At 70.4% G+C, this 20998-nt stretch carries 22 protein-coding genes; 11 read left to right on the forward strand and 11 right to left on the reverse strand.

The genetic code is table 11. From position 1 onward, the window contains the following. Nucleotides 1-87 precede the first annotated feature (87 nt). On the forward strand, nucleotides 88-1317 hold the full coding sequence (locus AC3EO4_RS33505; RefSeq protein WP_379569381.1) for a MurT ligase domain-containing protein: 1230 nt from the start codon (nucleotides 88-90) through the stop codon (nucleotides 1315-1317). Continuing rightward, nucleotides 1307-2023, forward strand: coding sequence for a type 1 glutamine amidotransferase (locus tag AC3EO4_RS33510; protein WP_379569379.1), 717 nt, complete (start codon nucleotides 1307-1309; stop codon nucleotides 2021-2023). The genes AC3EO4_RS33505 and AC3EO4_RS33510 overlap by 11 nt, the downstream gene beginning before the upstream one ends. 66 nt (nucleotides 2024-2089) lie before the next feature. Here AC3EO4_RS33510 and AC3EO4_RS33515 read toward each other — a convergent pair whose 3' ends face one another. Next, nucleotides 2090-2452, reverse strand: coding sequence for a DsrE family protein (locus AC3EO4_RS33515; protein WP_431899374.1), 363 nt, complete (start codon nucleotides 2450-2452; stop codon nucleotides 2090-2092). A 144-nt stretch (nucleotides 2453-2596) separates the two neighbouring features. Between AC3EO4_RS33515 and AC3EO4_RS33520 the strand changes: the two genes are divergently transcribed. From AC3EO4_RS33520 to ygfZ, 4 genes are all read left to right on the forward strand, one after another. After that, the gene (locus AC3EO4_RS33520) at nucleotides 2597-3085 is read left to right on the forward strand and encodes a heme-binding beta-barrel domain-containing protein (RefSeq protein WP_379569375.1); all 489 of its coding nucleotides are present in this window, start codon (nucleotides 2597-2599) and stop codon (nucleotides 3083-3085) included. After that, on the forward strand, nucleotides 3082-3378 hold the full coding sequence (locus AC3EO4_RS33525) for a DUF2470 domain-containing protein (RefSeq protein ID WP_379569373.1): 297 nt from the start codon (nucleotides 3082-3084) through the stop codon (nucleotides 3376-3378). The genes AC3EO4_RS33520 and AC3EO4_RS33525 overlap by 4 nt, the downstream gene beginning before the upstream one ends. 827 nt (nucleotides 3379-4205) lie before the next feature. Further along, entirely contained in the window at nucleotides 4206-4625 is a 420-nt protein-coding gene (locus AC3EO4_RS33530; protein ID WP_431899376.1) for a Fur family transcriptional regulator, read from the forward strand. A gap of 4 nt (nucleotides 4626-4629) precedes the next feature. Next, a complete protein-coding gene (ygfZ, locus tag AC3EO4_RS33535) occupies nucleotides 4630-5568 on the forward strand; it encodes a CAF17-like 4Fe-4S cluster assembly/insertion protein YgfZ (protein ID WP_431899377.1) in 939 nt (312 codons plus the stop codon). 615 nt (nucleotides 5569-6183) lie between these two features. On the opposite strand, the gene AC3EO4_RS33540 is transcribed toward ygfZ, so the two are convergent. The 4 genes from AC3EO4_RS33540 to dtd all read right to left on the reverse strand — a co-directional run bounded on the left by AC3EO4_RS33540 (nucleotide 6184) and on the right by dtd (nucleotide 9004). Then, on the reverse strand, nucleotides 6184-6627 hold the full coding sequence (locus tag AC3EO4_RS33540; protein WP_431899379.1) for a hypothetical protein: 444 nt from the start codon (nucleotides 6625-6627) through the stop codon (nucleotides 6184-6186). Nucleotides 6628-6640: 13 nt separating this feature from the next. Then, entirely contained in the window at nucleotides 6641-7285 is a 645-nt protein-coding gene (locus AC3EO4_RS33545) for a response regulator transcription factor (protein ID WP_379569365.1), read from the reverse strand. Further along, a complete protein-coding gene (locus AC3EO4_RS33550) occupies nucleotides 7276-8499 on the reverse strand; it encodes a sensor histidine kinase (RefSeq protein ID WP_431899381.1) in 1224 nt (407 codons plus the stop codon). The genes AC3EO4_RS33545 and AC3EO4_RS33550 overlap by 10 nt, the downstream gene beginning before the upstream one ends. Before the next feature lie 79 nt (nucleotides 8500-8578). Further along, nucleotides 8579-9004 carry a D-aminoacyl-tRNA deacylase gene (gene dtd / locus AC3EO4_RS33555; protein ID WP_431899383.1) on the reverse strand — a complete coding sequence of 142 codons (426 nt, stop codon included), beginning with the start codon at nucleotides 9002-9004 and terminating at the stop codon, nucleotides 8579-8581. An 839-nt stretch (nucleotides 9005-9843) separates the two neighbouring features. Here dtd and AC3EO4_RS33560 point away from each other — a divergent pair. Further along, entirely contained in the window at nucleotides 9844-10755 is a 912-nt protein-coding gene (locus AC3EO4_RS33560; RefSeq protein WP_379569359.1) for an asparaginase, read from the forward strand. Between the two features lie 187 nt (nucleotides 10756-10942). Here the strand turns inward: AC3EO4_RS33560 and AC3EO4_RS33565 are convergent, their stop codons facing one another. Further along, nucleotides 10943-11527, reverse strand: a complete 585-nt coding sequence (locus AC3EO4_RS33565) for an ankyrin repeat domain-containing protein (RefSeq protein ID WP_379569357.1) — start codon at nucleotides 11525-11527, stop codon at nucleotides 10943-10945. Nucleotides 11528-11795: 268 nt separating this feature from the next. Between AC3EO4_RS33565 and AC3EO4_RS33570 the strand changes: the two genes are divergently transcribed. Then, on the forward strand, nucleotides 11796-12830 hold the full coding sequence (locus AC3EO4_RS33570) for a sensor histidine kinase (RefSeq protein WP_431899386.1): 1035 nt from the start codon (nucleotides 11796-11798) through the stop codon (nucleotides 12828-12830). Beyond that, complete coding sequence (locus AC3EO4_RS33575; RefSeq protein WP_379569354.1) at nucleotides 12827-13447, forward strand: response regulator; 621 nt, start codon at nucleotides 12827-12829, stop codon at nucleotides 13445-13447. The genes AC3EO4_RS33570 and AC3EO4_RS33575 overlap by 4 nt, the downstream gene beginning before the upstream one ends. 147 nt (nucleotides 13448-13594) lie before the next feature. Here the strand turns inward: AC3EO4_RS33575 and AC3EO4_RS33580 are convergent, their stop codons facing one another. Genes AC3EO4_RS33580 through AC3EO4_RS33590 form a run of 3 tightly spaced genes read right to left on the reverse strand, consistent with a single transcriptional unit; the run spans nucleotide 13595 to nucleotide 16442 of the window. After that, nucleotides 13595-15826, reverse strand: a complete 2232-nt coding sequence (locus AC3EO4_RS33580) for an ATP-binding cassette domain-containing protein (RefSeq protein ID WP_431899387.1) — start codon at nucleotides 15824-15826, stop codon at nucleotides 13595-13597. 2 nt (nucleotides 15827-15828) lie between these two features. Continuing rightward, nucleotides 15829-15987, reverse strand: coding sequence for a hypothetical protein (locus tag AC3EO4_RS33585; RefSeq protein WP_431899388.1), 159 nt, complete (start codon nucleotides 15985-15987; stop codon nucleotides 15829-15831). Continuing rightward, nucleotides 15987-16442 (reverse strand): serine hydrolase domain-containing protein, encoded by a 456-nt coding sequence (locus AC3EO4_RS33590; RefSeq protein ID WP_431899390.1) that lies wholly within the window; start codon nucleotides 16440-16442, stop codon nucleotides 15987-15989. The genes AC3EO4_RS33585 and AC3EO4_RS33590 overlap by 1 nt, the downstream gene beginning before the upstream one ends. A gap of 301 nt (nucleotides 16443-16743) precedes the next feature. Between AC3EO4_RS33590 and AC3EO4_RS33595 the strand changes: the two genes are divergently transcribed. Beyond that, nucleotides 16744-17085, forward strand: a complete 342-nt coding sequence (locus AC3EO4_RS33595) for a YciI family protein (protein WP_431899391.1) — start codon at nucleotides 16744-16746, stop codon at nucleotides 17083-17085. On the opposite strand, the gene ligD is transcribed toward AC3EO4_RS33595, so the two are convergent. Continuing rightward, complete coding sequence (gene ligD / locus AC3EO4_RS33600) at nucleotides 17073-18038, reverse strand: non-homologous end-joining DNA ligase (RefSeq protein ID WP_431899393.1); 966 nt, start codon at nucleotides 18036-18038, stop codon at nucleotides 17073-17075. The genes AC3EO4_RS33595 and ligD overlap by 13 nt on opposite strands. Before the next feature lie 196 nt (nucleotides 18039-18234). Here ligD and AC3EO4_RS33605 point away from each other — a divergent pair, with 196 nt between their 5' ends. Further along, nucleotides 18235-19830: a DUF2207 domain-containing protein gene (locus tag AC3EO4_RS33605; protein ID WP_431899395.1), complete on the forward strand. Its 1596-nt coding sequence runs from the start codon at nucleotides 18235-18237 to the stop codon at nucleotides 19828-19830. 71 nt (nucleotides 19831-19901) lie between these two features. Here the strand turns inward: AC3EO4_RS33605 and AC3EO4_RS33610 are convergent, their stop codons facing one another. Beyond that, complete coding sequence (locus tag AC3EO4_RS33610) at nucleotides 19902-20987, reverse strand: FAD-dependent monooxygenase (protein WP_431899397.1); 1086 nt, start codon at nucleotides 20985-20987, stop codon at nucleotides 19902-19904. Nucleotides 20988-20998 lie beyond the last annotated feature (11 nt).

The raw sequence follows: 20998 nt of genomic DNA on the forward strand, positions 1-20998 counted from the left end.
GGGTGCCGCTCGAACCCCCGGGCGAAAGGGCGACAGCGTCGTGATCGAGAGGTGACGGCCGACGCGGTTCGACTAGGATCGGTCAGCATGACCCAGCTTCCGCTGCGGGCCCAGCTCGCGAGTGCCCTGGGGCGCACCGCCGCCACCTTGTCGAGGGTCACCGGGCGTGGTGACGGGTCCGTGATCGGCGGGCGCGTCGGCCTGGTACTGGAGCCCGACCTGCTCAAGCAGCTGGCCAGGGACCGCAAGCTCGCGCTCGTCAGCGCGACCAACGGCAAGACGACCACCACCCGCCTCATCACCGCGGCACTGACCGAGCTGGGCGAGGTGGCCACCAACGCGTTCGGCGCCAACATGCCCGCCGGTCACGTCTCCGCGCTGTCGGCCAACAAGGCCGCGCCGTACGGCGTGCTCGAAGTGGACGAGAAGTACCTCCCCGAGGTGCTCGAGACCACCGGCGCGAGCGTCGTCTGCCTGATGAACCTCAGCCGCGACCAGATGGACCGTGCGGCCGAGATCTGGCTGCTGGCCCAGAAATGGCGCAGGGCGCTCTCAGGCAAGCCCACCCACGTGATCGCCAACTGCGACGACCCGCTGGTCACCTGGGGCGCCTCCACGGCCGCCAAGGTCACCTGGGTCGCGGGCGGGCAGCGCTGGAAGGAAGACTCCTGGAGCTGCCCCGAGTGCGGAGGCCCGCTCGACAGGAAGGGCGCCGACTGGGCGTGCCGCGAGTGCACCTTCCACCGGCCCGAGCCTCACTGGGTGCTCGACGACGACGCGGTGATCGACCCCCGCGGCGACCGCTGGGTGCTCGACCTGCAGTTGCCCGGCCTCGCCAACCGGTCCAACGGCGCGATGGCTCTGGCGGTGGCCGAGGCGTTCGGGCTGCACGTGCAGTCCGCGCTGCCCAGGCTGCGCGAGGTGACCTCGGTCGCGGGCCGCTACACGACCGTCCAGCGTGACGGCAGGGCGGCGCGGCTGCTGCTGTCGAAGAACCCCGCGGGCTGGCTGGAGGCGTTCGACGTCTCCGATCCCTCGCTGCCGATCATCCTGTCGGTCAACGCGCAGGGCCCCGACGGGCGTGACACCTCCTGGCTGTGGGACGTCGACTACCGCATCCTGCGCGGCCGTCCCGTCTACATCACCGGCGAACGCCGCCTCGACCTGGCGCTCAGGCTCGACGTCGCCGAGGTGCCGTTCCAGCTGTGCGGCAGCTTCACCGAGGCGTTCAACGCGATCCCGCCAGGACGGCTCGACGTGATCGCCAACTACACCGCCTTCCAGCAGATCCGATCGGAGTTCGGCCGTGCCGTCTGACAGCACCCTGCGCCTGGTCTGGATCTACCCCGACCTGCTCAGCACGTACGGTGACCAGGGCAACGTGCTCGTCCTGGAGCAGCGGGCCCGCAAGAGGGGCATCGAGGTCGAGACGGTCCACGTCCGCTCCTCCGACCCCGTCCCCGAGAGCGGCGACATCTACCTCATCGGCGGCGGCGAGGACAGGCCGCAGATCCTCGCGGCCCAGAGACTGCGCAAGGACGGCGGCCTCCACCGGGCGATCGCCCGCGGCGCGGCCATGCTGGCGGTCTGCGCCGGCTACCAGATCATGGGCAGCACGTTCGGCGGCGAGGAGGGCCAGCCCGTCGACGGCATCGGCCTGCTCGACATCGCCAGCTCGCGCGGGCCCGCCCGCGCCGTGGGCGAGCTGGTGGCCGAGGTCGACACCTCGCTCAACCTGCCGACGCTGACCGGGTTCGAGAACCACATGGGGGTCACCCACCTGGGCCCTGGCGTCAAGCCGCTGTCGCGGACGCTGGCCGGGATCGGCAACGGCGACGGGTTCGAGGGCTGCTTCGCCGGGCACGTCGTCGGCACCTACCTGCACGGGCCTGCGCTCGCCCGCAACCCGGCGCTGGCCGACCTGCTGCTCGGCTGGGCGACGGGCACCACGCTCTCGCCCATCGACGACTCCTGGTACGACCGGCTGCGCAAGGAGCGGCTCGACGCGGTCATGTCCCGCTGACACCTGCCGCCGCCGTTCGGAAGCCTGACGGCGGCGGCGCCGTAAGATCGTCGGTTGTGTGAGAGATCAGTAGACGAGGGCCTGGGCGCCCTCGGCGACTGCCTCCTCGACGAACGCGGGCGCTCCCGCGATCCGCACGCCCTCGATGAGGTCGTCGACGGTGATCTCGCGCCTGGCCGCGCACTGGGTGCAGACCGTGACGCGGCCCGCGGCGAGCACGGCGTCGAGCAGGTCCTCCAGAGGAGCGGCGTGCGGCAGGCTGAACTCCTTGGCCTTGCCGGGGAGGGCGAACCACGACGCCTCGCCCGTCAGCCACAGCGAGACCTGGACGCCGCTGGCCAGTGCGGCGGCCGCGACCGTGAAGGCCTGGTTGCATCGCTCGGGGGCGTCGGCTCCCGCGGTCACCTTGATGACCAATGATCGTGCCATGTTCGTCAGCCTAGACCGATCTGCGCCGGACGTCCGCATCCGGCCGTTCTTCCCGAACGGCAGGCGTTCCACACGAATCGAACTACCCAGCCAAGGGTGTGGTCCCCGTCAGGGAAGGGCCAGGACGGCCTAGGCTTGCTTGACATGGAAGAACCTGAAGTGCATCCCGACCTCGAGCCGATCGCCTGGCTACTCGGCAGGTGGGAGGGCGCGGGCGTCGGCGGCTACCCGACGATCGACAGCTTCAACTTCGGCCAGGAGATCGAGTTCGGCCACAACGGCAAGCCGTTCCTGACCTACGTCAGCCGCGCCTGGCTGCTGGACGAGTCGGGCGCGAAGGTCCGCCCGCTGGCCACCGAGACCGGCTACTGGCGTCAGCAGCCCGACCGCCAGCTCGAGGTCCTGCTCGCCCATCCGACGGGCATCGTGGAGATCTACATCGGCGAGGTGGTGTTCCACAAGATCGAACTCCGCACGGACGTGGTCGCCCGAACCGGCACCGCGAAGGAGTACTCCGCAGGTCACCGCCTGTACGGCCTGGTCAACGGCAACCTCATGTGGGCCTACGACATGGCCGCCGAGGGTGTCCCGATGACCTCCCACATGTCCGCAGAGCTGAAGAAGGTGGCATGAGCAGCCCATTCACGCCGGACGTCGTCGAGGCGATCAAGCGTCACATGAACGACGACCACGCCGACGACGGCCTGCTGATCGTGCGCGCGCTCGGCGGACGTCCCGACGCGACGTCCGCGACGACCAGCGACGTGGACGCCGAGGCGATCGAGTTCACGATCGACGGGGGCGAGCGGGTGCGCGTGCCGTGGGGCGAGACACTGACCGAACGTCCCCAGGTACGGCTCGCGGTCGTCCGCCTCTACAACGAGGCCTGCGCCAAGCTCGGCGTCCCGCCGCGCGGCGAACACTGACGTCCCACGTTCCAGTACGGCACGCCGTGCTCCCACCAGGCCCGCCCTGCGAGCACGGCACGTCACTCCGTCGTGCCCTCCGAGAGCACGGCACCTCGACCTCCTGCGTCAGGGGCCGATGGTGCGTCTGGAGAGCGGTCAAGCTCAGGAGAGCGGTCATGCCCTCGGAGACAGCCGCGCGTCTGAAGGCCGGAAACGCGTCCGGGACGGGAGGCGCGTCAAAGGGGTCGCGGGATGGTGACGCGCCGAGGAATGGCCACGTGTCCCGGGACTGTGCGTGCTCGCCGCGGACGGACCGCTGAGCGACGGAAACGGCCGTGCCGTCAAGAAAGGCTTAGCCGTCACGAAGAAGGATGGGCCTGCAAGGGACGGGTTCTTAGGAAGAGACGAGTCCCCCGGAAGGGCGGGTCCCCAGGAAGAGGGCGGGTCCCCAGGAAAGGGCAGCTCTCAAGCGGGTCCCCAGGAAAGGGCAGCTCTCAAGCGGGTCCCCAGGAAGGGGCAGCTCTCAAGAGGGGGCAGGTTCTTTCAGGAAATGGGAAAGGGCCCCGAGCTTGCTCCGCTTGGTACAAGCGGGCTGGATGGACCACAGACAGGGGCGAACCCCCTGCCTTCCAGCTGCTCGGAGCCCCGGTGGCTGCCTCAAATTCGCCTCTGCGGCGTGAGACCCCCAGACTCGGTCCGGATGGTTCCGCTGCTAGCGGACAGCCACCTCGCTAGCCCAACTATGAATCACCATTTCTTGGACCACCTCCTTTCCGCGTGCCTTCAAGCTATGTGGAGGGTTCGGTAACGGGCAAGCGATTATTGGTCGGCCGTAGACTCGAGTCATGACCGAGACCGCATGGCACGAGGAGCTCCGCGCCAAGGGCTATCGCGTGACTCCGCAACGGCAACTGGTCCTCGAGGCGGTCAAGACGCTGGGACACGGCACACCTGAGGAGATCTGCGCGAAGGTGCAGCAGACGGCTCGTGGGGTCAACATCTCCACCGTCTACCGCACGCTGGAGCTGCTCGAAGAGCTCGGCATGGTCACCCACACCCATCTCAACCACGGCGCGCCCACCTATCACCTGGCGACCGAGGCCAACCACGTCCACCTGGTGTGCCGCGACTGCGGCGAGGTGAGCGAGGTACGCCTGGAGCTGGCCGACGGGCTGGTCAAGGGCCTGGATGACGAGATGGGCTTCGAGACCGATGTCCGGCACCTGACCGTCTTCGGCCGGTGCCGTAACTGCCGGGTAGCCTGACGACATGCGTAGCCCTCTGCTTGATCTCCCCGGCGCCGTGGCGGCCGAGGCCCCCGACGCCGACGTCGCCGCCCACTACGGTGACCTGTTCGCCGAGCAGCGCGCGCTGCTGAAGGGCGAGGCGGTCGTCGACCGCAGCAACCGTGAGATCGTGCGGATCGCCGGAGTCGACCGGCTCAAATGGCTCAACGACCTCACCTCGCAGAAGCTCGACAACCTGCAGCCGGGCGTGTGGACCCAGACGTTGGTCCTCGACCTGCAGGGCAGGGTGGAGCACCACCTGACGCTGATCGACGACGGCGAGGCCGTCCTGGCGCATGTGGAGCCGGGGGCGGCGGCCGCGTTGATCGACTATCTCGACCGCATGCGGTTCATGCTGAGGGTCGAGGTGTCGCTCGTGGAGAACTTGGCTGTCCTGTCGAGCGCCGACGGAGACGTCCTCGTGCCGCGCGCCGAGCTCGCCGACCATCTGGGCAAGCCGCTGGCCGGGCTGTGGGCCTACGAGGCGCTGCGCATCGAGGGGCACCGGCCGCGGCTCGGGCTCGACACCGACCACAAGACGATCCCTCACGAGGTGGGCTGGATCGGCGAGGCCGTTCACCTCAGCAAGGGCTGCTACCGCGGGCAGGAGACGGTCGCCCGCGTCCACAACCTGGGGCACCCGCCGCGCCGCCTGGTGTTCCTGCACCTCGACGGCAGCGTCGACACCCTGCCTCCGCACAACGCACCCGTGGTGCTCGACGGGCAGGAGGTGGGCTTCGTCGGATCGTCGGCCCGCCACCACGAGCTGGGCCCGATCGCGCTCGCACTGGTCAAGCGGACGGTGCCGGTCGACGCGCAACTGCTGGCCGGTGGCGTCGCCGCCGGTCAGGAGGTCATCGTGCCCCCGGACGCGGGTCGCAACGTCGCCATCGACCCGGCCCTGCGCCGCCGCATCCGCTGACGGTTCCCGAGAGTTCCTGGGCCCGGTATCGATCCGGGGCGCCGCCGCGTCGGCTGCCCGTCTGGGGCAGGCGTCCCCACGTCTACCGGCGTCTCGGGAGGTTCCGCGCCCGCTGGCCGCCCGGTGCCTGCCCGGTTCCGGGGTCCGCGCGTTCTACCGGCCGTCCTGGGCTGGCTGTGGGGGCGTGGCCGCTTCTGTCTGGTGACGGTCCTGGGGGTCCGCGCGTCCGACCGACGGTCCCGGACGGCCGGGCGTTCGTTGGTTGTCGGGGCCTGCCCGCTTTGTTTGGCGGCGATTCCCGGGGTCCGCGTGTCCTACCGACCGTCGTGGGTGGCCGGGCGTTCGTTGGTTGTCGGGGGCGTGGCCGCTTCTTCTGTTTGGTGGCGGTCTCGGGGGGTCCGCGCGTTCTACCGACCGTCCTGGGCGGCCGGGCGTCATTGCTTGTCGGGGTCTGCCCGCTTCTGGTGACGTCTCGGGAGTCGCCGCGTCTGCTGTTCGTCCCGGGGGTGTGGCGTCCGCTGGTCGGCCGGGGAGCCGTCGCGTCCGTTCGAGGCTCTCGCGCGGTACGGCCGGCGGGCCAGTCAGGCGTGCGGTGGTTCGGCGGTTCGCGGGTGTCTATATCCCGTCGCACATCCCGCGTGGGCAGGTGAGCGTTCGTGGACGGCCGGTCAGGAGCACCCTTGTGCCGTTGGGGACCGCGAGGGTGTAGCTCGCGCCACAGCCTTTCGTGGCGCAGACGAAGGTGGCGCGAAGCCAGCGGCCGTTCCATGACTCGCTCTGTTCGCGGGACCCTTCGGCCCAGGTGGACTCACGCCTGATCGTCAGATTGCTGCTCTGGCCGGGAACGACCCTGATGTCGACCTCGCCGGCCACGTCCACGTACACCTCGGGTGTGGTGATCCTGTAGACGCTCTGGGTGATCTCCTTCGTGGTGGTGGAGACCAGGGAGGTGTCCGCCGCCTCGTCGGGTGGGTCGACCCCGAAGCCGAATCCCATCCCCATGCCAACGATCGAGATGAAGGCGAACGCCCCACCCCCGATGAGCCACAGCCTGCGCATGGTCGAGCTCCTTTCAGACCTTCAGGAACCGCAGCACGGCGAGCACCCGCCGGTGATCCTTGTCGTCGGCGCCGGACAGGCCGAGCTTGGCGAAGATGTTGTTGATGTGCTTGCCGACCGCGCCCTCCGAGACGACCAGGGCCTCGGCGATGCCGTTGTTGGAACGGCCCTCCGCGATGAGCGAGAGCACCTCGCGTTCCCTGCGGGTGAGCTGGTCGAGCGGGTCACTACGGCCGCGCAGCAGCAGCTGGGCGACGACCTCAGGGTCGAGCGCGGTGCCGCCCGCCGCCACCCTTCGCAGCGCGTCGACGAACTCGGCGACGTCGGCCACCCTGTCCTTGAGCAGGTAGCCGACCCCGGTGGTCTCGGTGGACAGGAGCTGGCTCGCGTAGCGCTCCTCCACGTACTGCGACAGCACCACGATCGGCAGTCCTGGCCGCTGGCGGCGCAGGACGAGCGCCGCGCGCAGCCCCTCGTCCTTGTGCGAAGGGGGCATCCGCACGTCGGTGATGACCAGGTCCGGTTTGTGCTGCTCGACGGCGCGCAGCAGCTCCTCGGCGTCGGCCACCGCCGCCACCACCTCCATGCCCGCAGAGCCGAGCACCCACGTCAGGCCCTCTCTCAGCAGGACGGAGTCCTCGGCCAGCACTACTCGCATGGAAGCTCCACTTCGATCGTCGTCGGCCCGCCCGCAGGGCTGTCGATGCGCAGCCTGCCGTCCACCGAGCCGACCCGCTGGGCCAGCCCGCGCAGGCCCGTGCCGCGCTCCGGCGCGGCCCCGCCTTTCCCGTCATCATGTACGGCGAGCCGCAACAGCTCGCCCTTGCGGGTCACCGTGATCGACGCGTTGGCCGCCTCGGCGTGCTTGGCGATGTTGGCGAGCGCCTCCGAGACGACGAAGAACGCCACGGCCTCGATCGTGGGCGAGGCCCGGTCCTTGACATCGACGCTGAGCCGTACAGGGAGGGGAGCGCGGGCCGCGAGCCCGGACAGGGCCGCGTCGAGGCCCTCGTCGGTGAGGACGGCGGGGTGGAGGCCGCGCACGAGGTCGCGCAGCTCCTTCAACGCCTGCTTGGCCTCCTCGTGAGCCTGGGCGATCACCTGGATCGCGGGTTCGGGCAGGTCGGTGAGGGTGGCGCGGGCCATGCCGAGGTTCATGGCGAGCCAGACCAGGCGCTGCTGGGTGCCGTCGTGAAGGTCACGCTCGATGCGGCGGCGCTCGGCGTCGGCGGCGTCGATCACCTCGGCGCGGCTCTCCTGCAGGGTCTCCACCCGCTGGGCGAGCTCGTCACTGATGCTCGGGCCGAGCAGTGCCTCGCCCGCGATCACGTCCACCCAGGTGAAGGCCCTCGCCACCAGCGGCCCGGCGAAGAACAGCCCGAGGGCGATCACCGCGAACAGCAGGCCCAAGCCTTTGTAGGGCGAGAAGTCGAGGGTGCGGATCGACAGGACGGCCATGCCGACGGTGCCGCCCCACGTGATGAGCAGCGCGCCCGACCCGAGGCCGTTGAGCAGCGAGCACAGCAGGTGGTAGGCGATCTGCCGCCAGGTGCTGAGCGCCTTCGCCTGGCCGATCAGCCACTTGACCGGGTTGCGGACGGGCGGCGACGGCGGGAGGGGCGGAATCCGCAGGTCCAGATAGGCGGCGAAGCGGGCGCGCTGCAGGGCGGTGAAGTGCGGGATCAGCCAGAACAGCGCGGCGACCGCGACCACGGGCACGACCACGGTCCAGACCAGCAGCACCGCGGCGGCCAGCAGGGCGACGATCGCGCCGGCTGTGAGGAGCCCGGTGAGCAGGCCCATCGCCACGTGAAGCGTGCGCAGCCAAGTCGCCGCTCCCCAATGGGCGCGGATCCGATGCCAGATGGTCATGCGTCAACCGTAGAGAGGCCGGCGCGGGGCGGGGAATGGGCGGACTACCCCGGAAAGGGGTGGGGCTAGCACTACCGTTTCACAGGTCGATGACCAGGGTGATCGGGCCGTCGTTGAGGAGGGAGACCTTCATGTCGGCGCCGAAGCTACCGGTCTCGACATGAGCGCCGAGCGACCTGAGCTCGTCGATCACCGCCTGGACCAGCGGCTCGGCGACCGGGCCCGGCGCGGCGGCCTGCCAGGTGGGGCGCCGGCCCTTGCGCGTGTCGCCGTAGAGGGTGAACTGGCTGATGACCAGCAGCGGGGCGCCGACGTCGGAGCAGGACTTCTCACCGTCGAGGATGCGCAGGCCCCACAGCTTGGCGGCCAGCTTGCGTGCCTCGGCGGGGGTGTCGGTGTGGGTGACGCCCACCAGGACCATCAGGCCCGGCTCGTCGATCGTGCCGACCGTCTGGCCTTCGACGACGACGGAGGCGTGGCTGACCCGCTGCACGACTGCTCGCATGACACCCCATTCTGTCCCACCTCACGGCCCCCAGGTGACGGTCGCCATCGCTTCGGGGCAGCACCGACTCGGGCGCGGCGCTCGCCGTCGACCCACGGGTGATCTCTGGTCGCGGATGTGGCGGTCGCCGTCGTCTTCGGGGGCGGTCCCTGGTTTCGGGGTGGCGTCATCCCGGTGGTGGCCGCCACTTTCGGGGTGGGATCATCCCGGTGGTGGCCGCCATTTTCGGGGTGGAGGTCGCCGTCGTCCCCTGGGTGGTCGCCGATTTCGGGAGTGGCGGTTACCGCCGTCCGCGGTGGTTTCGAGGTGGGGTCATCCCGGAGGTGGCCGCCGCCACTTTCGGGGTGGAGGTCGCCGTCGTCCCCTGGGTGGTCGCCGATATGGAGAGTGGCGGTTACCGCCGTCCGCGGGTGGTTTCGGGGTGGCGGCCGCTGCCGTCTCCGGGATGGTCTCCGGTCTCGGGGTGGCGGCCGCTGTCGTCTCCAGGCAGCTTCCGGTCTCGGGGGCGAGGTCGCCGCCGTCCCAAGGGCGTCTCCGGTTTTCGGGAGCGGTGTGCCAGGATCCGGGGGCAGCGGTCGACGGCTCCGTCGGCTCCGGTTTCCGCCTCGACGGTCGCCGGCGGGGCAGGTCGTCTCCTTGCCCAAGGTGACGGTCGCCGGTGTCCCGGGTCGTGTCCTGGTTCGGGGTGGAGGTCGTCGTTGTCTCCGGGAGACTTCTCCGGTCTTGGAGGGTTCGGTCGTGCGGGAACGGGATGCCGCCTGGGGCCGGTTCTTCGGGGGTGCGAGGCGTCGGTCACGGAGTGCGGCCACGGCTAGACTCATCGGCGAAAGGGAGGGGAAATGTCGCTTGTTGTGGAGGTTGTCCGTTCCGGGTTCGTGGAGTCCACGCACCAGGCCCGGATGCTGGCGGTGTCCGCCGACGGAACGCCGGTCCGCGCGCACGGTCCCGTCGACGCGCTGGCCTCGCCGCGTTCCTCGATGAAGCCACTGCAGGCGCTCGGCATGCTGCGCAGCGGGCTAGACCTGGACGGCGAGCTGCTCGCGCTGGCCTGTGCCTCCCATTCGGGCGAGCCGTACCACGTCGACGGAGCCAGGAAGATCCTCGCCGGTGTGGGACTGGACGAGAGCGCCCTGCTCTGCCCTGAGGACTATCCGGAGGACAGGTCCGTGCCCACCAAGGCGCGGATCTTCATGAACTGCTCGGGCAAGCACTCGGCGATGCTCGCGACCTGCGTCGTCAACGACTGGCCGCTGGAGACCTACCTGGAGCCCACGCACCCGTTGCAGCGGGCGATCAGGGAGACCGTCGAGGAGCTGACGGGCGAGCGGGTGGCCGCCACCGGCGTGGACGGCTGCGGCGCGCCGCTGTTCTTCGTCTCGATGGTCGGGGTGACGCGCGCGTTCAGGGCGTTCCCGCTGGGGGAGCAGGGCTCGCCCGAGCGGCGCGTCTACGAGGCGGTGACCGCCCACCCAGAGTGGACGTCGGGTACCACCCGGCCCGAGGCCGCGCTGATGCGGGCGGTGCCCGGGCTGATGGTGAAGGTGGGCGCCGAGGGGTTCGACGCCTTCGCCTTCGCCGACGGCCGCGCGGGGACCGTCAAGATCGAGGACGGGTCGTCGCGAGCCCGCGTCTCCGTGACCGTGGCCGCGCTGCGGGCGCTCGGGCTCGACGCGCCCGAGTTCGACGCGCTTGCCGTCACGCCGCTGCTCGGCGGTGGCCACCCCGTCGGAGAGGTACGGCTGCGCGCCTGACGGCCTCATGAGAGCCCGCCACGCGCGGGCGGCCGACGGCCTCGAACAGGGTGGCTGACGGGCCTGCGAGCAGGGTGGCCGATGGCCCGCGAGCAGGGTGGCTGACGGGCCCGCGAGCAGGGTGGCTGACGGGCCTGCGAGCAGGGTGGCGGTGGGTCGGCGCCTGTCGCGGGGCTCATGGGGCGGCTCAGGCGCGACGGAGGATCTCGGCGACCTCCCGCTGACCCTTCTCCTCCGCGTGCCGCAGCGCGGTCACCCCGTTCGCGTCGGCCAGGTCGGGGTCGGCGCCCGCGGCGAGCAGCAACCTGACGATCTCCTGGTACGGCCGGCTCCCGTCGCCGAGGATGACCGCCTCCAGCAGCCCCGTCCACCCCAGGTCGTTGACGTGGTCGACGGCGATCCCCGTCTTGAGCACCTCGCGCACGTAGTCGACGTGGCCCCGCTCGCAGGCGGGGATGAGGGAGATCCCGCCGTAGCGGTTCCTGATCGTCAGGTCGGGGTGGGCGGGCAGGAGGGCGCGCATCATGGCCACGCTGCCCGTCACGCCGGTGACCAGCCACGGGGTGTCGTGCTGGGCGTCGAGGGCGTTCGGGTCGGCGCCCGCGGCGACCAGGATCTCGGCGACCTCCACGTGGTCGGCGGCGCTGGCCAGGAGCAGGGCGGTGCGCCGCTGGCTGTCGCGCGCCTCCAGGTCGGCGCCCTCGGTGACGGCCTCCCTGACGGCGGCGGCGTCCCCTGAGGCGGCGGCTGTGAGCAGTTGTCCGTTGAACACAGTTGATCCTTTCATGCCAGGTCGCGCCGGTGACGGACGGGCTCCGGGGCCGGTGGTCCTGGGTGAAGGGTCCTGGGTCGCGCAGGCGGCCAGGCCGAGCTGGAGCGCCGCGGCCAGGATGATCCTGCGGCTGGGCTGCGTGACCGGGTCCATACCGTGAGCCTGCCTCTCCTGAAGCGGGAGGTCGTCGCACGGCCGGTGGAACTCGGGGAAGAAAACGGCTGAGCCGTACGTCAACCGAAGGGTTGATGCGAGGACAGGAGGAGTGGTGGAGCGCGTCTGGCTGAACAGGGCCATGCACGTGGGATTCTTCCTGCTGCTCGCCGCCTCGGCGTCCAGGCTGCTGTTCAGGCACGGGCTCAACCAGGAAAGCATCCGCAACGTGAGCCTTGCCGCCGGTCTCGGCGTCGTCTACGCGGCGGGCGTGGTGTTCTGGCGCCGGCTGGGTCATCGTGGGCGGCTCGCGTGGCTGGTCGTGGTGCTCCTGTTGTGGCTCGTGCTGGTCGAGCTCGCGCCGTCCTTCTCGTGGTGCGCGATCCCGCTGTTCTTCGTCTGCCTGCGCCTGCTGTCCCCGCCGCTGACGATCGTGGCCGCGACCGTGCTGACCGTCGCCGTGATCGTCGCCCAGATCTACCTGGCCGACAGCTTCGACCCGAGCCAGGTGCTCGCGCCGGTCGCGGTCGCGGCGATGACCGTGGTCATCTTCTGGGAGCTGCGTCGCGCGGGCATCCTGGAGGAGAGAGAACGGCTCAGCAGGGAGATCCACGACACGATCGCCCAGGGTCTGACCAGCCAGCGCATGCTGTTGCAGGCCGCCGACAGGGCCTGGGAGAGCGATCCGGGGCGGGCCCGCTCCTACCTCCGCCAGGCCATGGCCCAGGCGGGCGACAACCTGGAGGAGGCGCGGCGCTTCGTCAGGGACCTCGGGCCCGCCGACCTGGCCGGGCGGTCGCTGCCCGACGCGCTCAAGGCGATCAGCGACGACTTCCGCCAGGAGGGGGCGGAGTACCCTCTCGATCCGAAGACGCAGGCCGTCCTGCTGAGGGTGGCGCAGGGGGCGCTCGCCAACGCGCGCGAGCACGCCCACGCCGACAGGGTGGTCGTCACGCTGTCGTATCTGGAAGGCGAGGTCACGCTCGACGTGTTCGACGACGGAGTCGGCTTCGACCAGGCCGTCCCCGGCCCAGGGCGCGGGTACGGCCTGCGCGGCATGCGGGACAGGCTGGCGGAGGTCGGCGGCAGCCTGGTGGTGGAGAGCGTGCCGGGCGAAGGCACGGCCGTCGCTGCGAGGATTCCGTCGTGAAGCTCTTCCTGGTCGACGACCATCCCGTGGTGCGGGCGGGGATCGCGGCGCTGGTCGGCGGCGAGCCCGACATGGAGATCGTCGGAGAGGCGGGCACGTCGCAGGACGCGGTCAGGGGGATCGCGCTCAGGCAGCCCGACGTCGTGCTGATGGACCTGCAGCTCGGCGAGGGCCCCGACGGGGTGGAGACCACGCGGCTCGTTCGCGCGCTCCCGCACGCTCCGCAGGTGCTCGTGCTGACCACCTACGAGACCGACGCGGACATCGTCAGGGCCATCGACGCCGGCGCGACCGGTTACGTGCTCAAGGCCTGCCCTCCCGACGAGCTCTTCCAGGCGATCAAGGCGGCGGCCAGGGGCGAGACCGTGCTGTCGCCGAAGGTCGCGACGCGGATGATGCGCCGCATGCGCGACCCCGGCCCGGCCCTCACCACCAGGGAGATCGAGATTCTCGAGCTGCTGGCCAAGGGCGTGGGCAACAAGGAGATCGCCAGGGCGCTGTTCATCACTGAGGCGACCGTCAAGACCCACCTGGTCCACGTGTACGGCAAGCTCGGCGTCGACACCCGCACCGCGGCCGTCGCCGCCGCGGTAGAACGCGGCCTGATCCGGCGCTGACCCGAACGGCCCAGCCAGGGCCGGGCGGTCCTCCCGGCGCCCCCCGTACGGGATGCCCCGCGGACACCCAGGACGCGCCCGCCGGGCGCCCGGGGATGTCCGAGGGACACCAGGGACGCCCGGCGAAGGAGGAGCGCAGGGAAGACGTCAGGTGCGGTAGCGGCGCAGGTACTCGCCGGTCAGTGACTCCGAGGAGGCCAGCAGCTCGGCCGGGGTGCCGGTGAAGACGACCTCGCCGCCGTTCTTGCCGCCGTCGGGACCGAGGTCCACGACCCAGTCGGCGTGCTGGACGACGTCGAGGTTGTGCTCGATGACCACGACCGTGTTGCCCGCGTCCACCAGCCGGTCCATCAACGCCAGCAGCGTGTCGACGTCGGACATGTGCAGCCCGGTCGTCGGCTCGTCCAGGACGTACACGCTGCTCGTCCGGTTGAGCTGGAGAGCGAGCTTGAGCCGCTGGCGCTCGCCGCCCGAGAGGCTGCTCAGCGGCTGTCCCAGCGTCAGGTAGTCCAGGCCGACGTCGATCAGCGAGTTCAGCTTGGACTTCAGCGCGGGCTCGGTGAAGAACGTGACGGCCTCCTCCGCGGGCTGGTCGAGCACGTCGGCGATCGACTTGCCGCGAACCGTGTGGGAGAGGACCGACTGCTTGAAGCGGCGGCCCTCGCAGCTCTCGCAGTGGGTGGTGACCGGATCCATGTACGCGACCTCGGTGATGATCACCCCGCGTCCCTGGCACTCCTCGCACGCGCCGGTGGAGTTGAAGCTGAACAGTCCCGGCGCGACCCCGTTGGCCTTGGCGAAGAGCTTGCGGATGGGGTCCATGAGGTCGAGGAAGGTGGCGGGGGTGGAGCGGGAGGACGCGGCGATCGCCGACTGGTCGACGAAGATGGCGGAGGGGTAGGCGGCCATGAACTCGCCGGAGATCAGCGAGCTCTTGCCTGAGCCCGCCACTCCGGTGATCGCGGTGAGGACTCCCGTGGGGATGTCCACCGAGACCTTCTTCAGGTTGTGCAGGCTCGCGTCCCTGATCGGCATGGATCCGGCGGCCTGCCGTACGGACTGCTTGACCTGGGTGGAGCGGCGCAGGCCGCGTCCTGTGAGGGTCTCGGCCTCGCGCAGCTCGGCGACCGTGCCGGTGAAGACGATCTCGCCGCCGTGGACGCCCGCGCGTGGGCCGACGTCCACGATGTGGTCGGCGATGGTGATCACGTCGGGGTCGTGCTCGACGACCAGGACCGTGTTGCCCTTGTCACGCAGCGCCCTGAGCAGGTCGTTCAGGCGGCCGACGTCGCGGGGGTGCAGGCCGACGCTGGGCTCGTCGAAGATGTAGGTCATGCCGGTGAGCGCCGAGCCCAGGTGCCTGACCATCTTCAGCCGCTGGCCCTCGCCACCCGACAGGGACGTGGTCGCGCGGTCGAGCGAGAGGTAGCCGAGGCCGATGTCGGCGACCCGCTGCAGGGCCTCCTTCGCCCCCGCAGCGGCGGCGCCCTCGAGGCCGTCCAGCACCTCGATGAGGTCGGTGACCTGCATGCGGGCCCAGTCGGCGATGTTGCGCCCCTCGATGCGGGTCTCCAGCGCCGCGGCGTTGAGCCGGTCGCCCGCGCAGTCGGGGCAGGTGCCCTCGGTGAGGAAGCGCTGCACCTGCTCGCGGGTCCGCTCGCTCAGCGTGCTGAGGTCGCGGGTGACGCCACGCCTGGTGAAGCGGTCGACCAGGCCCTCGTACTCGGCGCTGAACGTGCCGTTCTTCATGGTCAGCTCGATCTTGACGCCGTCGCCGTGGAGGAGCGTCCGCATCTCCTCGGCGGTGTAGTCGGCGAGCTTCTTGGTCACGTCGAGCTCGGGGTGCTTGCCGTACATCTGCCACTCGAGGCCGCCGACCTTGTAGCCGGGCAGCAGGATCGCGCCCTCCTCCAGCGACTTGGCCGGGTCGAGCATGAGCGAGACGTCGGCCCTGATGGTCCTGCCGATGCCGTCGCACGACGGGCACATGCCCTGCGGGTCGTTGAAGGAGTAGGCCGAGACGTGGCGGCCGCCGGCCCTGGCGAACATCGCCCTGATCATGCCGTACACGTCGGTGATCGTGCCGACCGTGGAGCGGGCGTTGCCGCCGATGGGTTTCTGGTCGACGATCACCGGCGTGGTCAGGTTGTCGATCACGTCGGCGTGGGGCCGCTCGTACTTCGGCATCTGGTTGCGGATGAACCAGGAGTAGGTGCTGTTGAGCTGCCGCTGGGCCTCGACCGCGATGGTGTCGAAGACGATGGACGACTTGCCGGAACCCGAGACCCCGGTGAACACCGTGATCTGGTTCTTCGGGATGGTGAGGGAGACGTCCTTGAGGTTGTGCTCGCGGGCGCCGACGATCCGGATGCTGTCCATGTTCACCTGTTGAAGACGAGGTCGGCCGTGCTGAAGTCACCGGCCGAGTGGCGGTTCTTGGTCAGGGCGTAGGCGGTACGGCTGGCGGTGTCGGCGAACGCGATCGTGCCCCCGCTACCGTCCCATCCGAACATAGTGGCCGAATTCAGCGTCTGGGTCATCATTTTGATCGAATAACCGAGGATCGCGTCACCGGCACACCGATCACCTCGTCCATGCCGTCGACCGCCACCGAGGTGATCCCCCGCAGAACGGTGTCCGAGACCAGCCCGTCCATGAGCGCGGCGTACATGCGGGCGATCGCGCGCGCGGAGAACGTGCCGCCCGCGTTGCCCGGCTCCCACCACGGCTTGGCGGCGGCGATACCGGCGCACATCCCGACCCCGTCGCACAGGTCCTCCGGCGTGGTGCCCGCGGGCACGCCCGGCACGCCGGTGGAGTGGGTGAGCGCGTGCCGTACGGTCGCCGCCTGCTTGCCGTGGGCGCCGAACTCGGGCCACACCTCGGCGATCGGCGTGTCATAGGACAGGACCCCGCGGTCGACGAGGACGTTGACGACGGTCGCCGTGACGCCCTTGCCGGTGGAGGTGCTGTGGACGAGGGTGTCGGAGGTCATGGGCCGCCCGGTGGAGGGGTCGGCGGCGCCCGGCCAGGTCCGCGGCCGACGGCTCGGCCGACCACTCGCCGCGCTCGGCCGGCAGGTGCTCCCTCAGCACGGGGCGGGCCCGCTGCAGCGCGCTCTTCACCGTCGGCACGGCGATGTCGAGCGCGTCGGCCGTGGGGCGCCTCACGCGGTCGCGGCTCGCGTGGGTGCGCCCTGAGGAAGTCGAGGCAGGCGTTCGTGGCGATCGCAGCTCGCGCCTGTGCTCGTCGAGGAGCTCGCCGAAGCCGTTCACGCCCTCAGTATGGTGTCCGTCATGAAGTACATGATGATCATCTACGGCAACAAGGAGCTGTGGGAGTCGGTCCCCAAGGAGGAGTGGCAGTCGACGATCGACGCCTTCGACGCCTTCGTCGACAAGCACAGGCGGACCGGCGAGCTGCTCGGCGCGTACGGCGTGGCCGACGCGGCCCAGGCCAAGATGGTCAGGACGACCACGGGCGCGCCCGTCGTCACCGACGGCCCCTACCTGGAGTCCAAGGAGTACCTGGCCAGCTGGTACCTCCTCGACGTCGACAGCGAGGAGCGGGCCCTCGAACTCGCCGCCGAGCTGCCCGCCGACCAGGTCGAGGTCTGGCCGATCCTTCACGAGGCCTGAGAGATCCGCACGTCCTCCGGCCCCTTGTCCTCCCGCAGCCCGCGCCACGAGGGGTGCCTGATGCGCCCGTCCGCCGTCCACTCGGCGTAGCGGACCTCCCCGACCATGACCGGCTCCACCCAGTGCGCGCCGCGCGCGTGCTCGGGCGGCACCCCGAGCACCGATGGATCCGGCCTCTCCAACGGTCGCAGCCGCGCGCCCAAGTCGGCCAGCGCGCGATCGGTGAATCCGGTCCCCACGTGCCCCGCGAAGACCAGCCGGCCGCTCTCGTCGTGCACACCCAGCAGCAGGGAGCCGATCATCCCGGCCCTCCTTCCTTCGCCGGGCTTCCAGCCGCAGATGATGACCTCCTGGTTCTTGAAGTTCTTCACCTTGGTCCAGTCGGCCGAGCGCTGCCCCGGCCGGTAGGGCGAACCGAGCCGCTTGGCCACCACGCCTTCGAGGCCGAGCGACTTGCTCGCCTCCACCGCCTCCGTGCCCGCCCCGCGGAACCACACGGGTACCTGCCAGCGCGCCCCCGGCGTGACCGTCTCCTCCAGTAGCAGTCTCCTGTCCGTGTACGGCAGGCCGGCCGCGCTCACCGCGTCGATGTGCAGCAGGTCGAACAGCATGAACGTCACCGGCACCGACCTGACCAGCTCGGCGATCTTCACGGGGTTGCGCTGGTGCATCCGCGGCTGCAGGGCGCCGAACGAGGGCCTGCCCGAGGCGTCGAAGGCGACGATCTCGCCGTCGAGGACCACGTCGTGGCCGCCCACAGCGCCGCCCAGCATGAGCAGTTCGGTGTAGGCGACGGTGATGTCCTTGTGGTTGCGCGAGATGAGGCGGACCGCCCTGTCCTCGACGTAGGCCAGGGCCCTGACCCCGTCCCACTTCATCTCGTAGGCCCACTCGCCGGCGACCGGCAGCGATCCGGGCTTGGCGAGCATCGGCTCGTAGGAAGGCAGTGCCATCAGCACACCTCCTGCGTGGGCGCGGCCCAGGAGACGCGCGCTCCCGGCGTACCGACGATGAAACCTCGTCCGCGGCCGCGCGTACAGGGCCGCCGCCCGGCGCCGTGGTGTGCCGACAATCCCCGAACCATCACATTCCCCCTGGTCAGGGCCTACCCATTCAGAGCGTCTGCGCCAACCGCTACGATCGGCCGCCATGACGGGTATCAGGGTCGCCTTGGCCGTACTCCTGCTTGGAGCGCTCCCCATGACGGCGCCATCGGGGGCGCTCACCGACGAGGTGACGATGGAGCTCGGCAAGGGCGGCGTGCTCCACGTGAGCGAGAAGATCAGTGGGGCGGGCGGCGAGGTCAGGCGGACCTTCCTGAGCCGCACCCGCTTCGACGACTCCTTCGACCGGCTCTACCGGATCTCCAACGTCAAGGGCGGCACGCTCTCGGGCGACGTGCTCACGATGAAGGGCGACGGCACCGTCACCTACGACGTCACCGGCGCCGTCACCCAGGCCGGCGGCAACGAGGAGCTGCGCTGGTTCGCCGTCGGCGGCTGGGACGCCCCCGTGGAGAAGGCCACGGTCAAGGTCACGGGCCCGGCCTCGATCCAGAACCTCTCGTGCTTCGCGGGCGACCTGACCTCCGCGATCGGCTGCACCTCCGCGTCCATGGACCACACGGGCTCGCGCGCGGACTTCGAGCAGCAACGGCTCAACGCGGGCCAGGCGCTGACCGTCGTCGTCGGCTTCCCCAAGGGCGCCAGCGGCGGCGAGCCCATCCTGGAGCGGCGCTGGACGCTGGCCTCCGCCTTCACGGTGGACCTGGTGACGGGCGGCGCGCTGGCGGGCCTGCTGGTCCTGCTGCTGGGCGGGCTGGGCCTGCTGTGGTGGACCCGCGGTCGCGACGCCCGCGTCGTCGGCCACGAGCAGGGCGCGGTCGCCGCCGTCCAGGACGGCCACTTCACCCCGCCCGACGGGGTACGGCCCGGCCAGATCGGCACGCTGATCGACGAGCAGGCCGACGTGATCGACGTCACCGCCACCATCGTCGACCTGGCGGTGCGCGGCTACCTGCGCATCGACGAGCAGCCCCGCCAGGCCTACGACGCCCCCGACTGGCTGCTGGTCAGGCTGCCGAACGCGCCCGTCGGCTCGCTCATGCCGTACGAGCGGGCGCTGTACGACGCGATCTTCGACGGGCGCGACACGGTGCTGCTGTCGCAACTGTCCGGCTCCTTCCACGCCCACCTCGGCAAGGTCCGCGACGCCCTCTACACCGACGTCGTACGGCAGGGCTGGTTCGCCCGCCGTCCCGACGCCGTCCGCACCAGGTGGACCACCATCGGCGTCGTCCTCTGCTTCGTGGGCGTCGCGGCGACGGTGGCGCTGGCCTGGTTCACCACGTACGGCCTGCTCGGGCTGGCGGTCATCATCGCAGGGGCGGCCATGGCGGTGGGCGGGCAGTCGATGCCGGCCAAGACCGCCAAGGGCTCGGCCGCGCTGGCCCACACGCTCGGGTTCCGGCAGTACCTGCTGACGGGCGACCTCGGCAGCGTGCCCGAGCAGCACAGGGTCGAGTTGTTCTCCCGCTACCTGCCGTACGCGGTGATCTTCGACGGGGTGGAGCACTGGTCCCGGGTGGTCGCCTCGGTGACGGGCAACGGGCAGGAGGCCGACAACCTGTACTGGTACCACGGGCCCGCGGAGTGGGACCTGTCGAAGTTCGCGGGGTCGATGCGCACGTTCACGACCACGACCTCGGGGGCGATCTCCTCCACCCGCCAGTTCCGCTCCCTCTGAGCCGCTCCGCCCGAGTACCTCGGGCATCGGCCTGGTCTCCCCCGGCGTTCGAACCCGGGGGAGCCCGGGTGTCATAGGGTGATGGCGTTCTTCGCCTTCTCCACCGACTCGTCGGAGGCGGGGCCTCCGGGGTTCTCGGTGGCGAGCGCCTGGTTGAGCTCGACGAAGCCCCGCATCCGCTGCTCGTAGCGGTCGAAGCCGCCGTCCACCGACCTGCCCAGCTCCTCGGCCAGGACATACGCCCCCACCATGGCCAGGCTGGTGCCCTGGCCTGACATCGGCGAGGCGCAGTAGCCCGCGTCACCCACCAGCGCGACCCGTCCCTGCGACCACCGGTCCATCTTGATCTGCGCCATCGCGTCGAAGTAGAAGTCGGTCGACTTCCACATGGCCTCCAGCAGCCTCGGCGCCTCCCACCGCAGGTCGCCGCAGTGCTCGGCGACCAGCCGCTTCTGCTGGTCGATGTCGCGGTGGTCGTACTCCAAGGGCTGGCCGCCGAAGCCCAGGTTGACCTTCAGTTCCGTGTTGCCGCGCACGGGGAACAGCCCGAGCCCGGCGTCGCCGTCCCTCATCCAGATCTGCCAGTCCTCGAGTCCCAGCAGGTTGTCGGTGGTGAAGATGCAGAGGTGCATCCCCAGGTGGTGGATGAACCGCGACTCCTCGCCGAAGGTCAGGCGGCGGACGTTGGAGTGCAGGCCGTCGGCGCCGATCACCAGGTCGAAGCGGCGGGGCGCGCCGTTCTCGAAGGTGACCTCGCCTGTGGAGCCGATCGAGGTGATGGAGTCGCCGAAGACGAACTCCACGTCGCCGTCCAGCCCGTCCCGGATGATCCGGGTCAGGTCCTCCTTGAGCAGCTCGACGTCCCCGCTGTCGAACCGGCCGCCGCTGTACGTGCCCTCGGTGTCGCGCATGATCTCGTTGCCGTCGCCGTCGAGCATCGACATGCCGCGCCAGGTGGTGCGGACCCGGCGGAGCTCGTCCGCGATGCCCATCCGCTCGGCGACCGTGAACGCCGCTCCTCGCACGTCGACGGCCTGGCCGCCGGGGCGCAGGCCGGGGGCGCGCTCGACGATGGTGGGGTGGAGGCCGTGGCGGCGCAGCCAGTGGGCGAGGGTGAGGCCCGCGATGCTGGAACCGGAGATCAGGATGTTCGTCATGCTCTGAATGT

Source organism: Nonomuraea sp. bgisy101 (assembly GCF_057708945.1).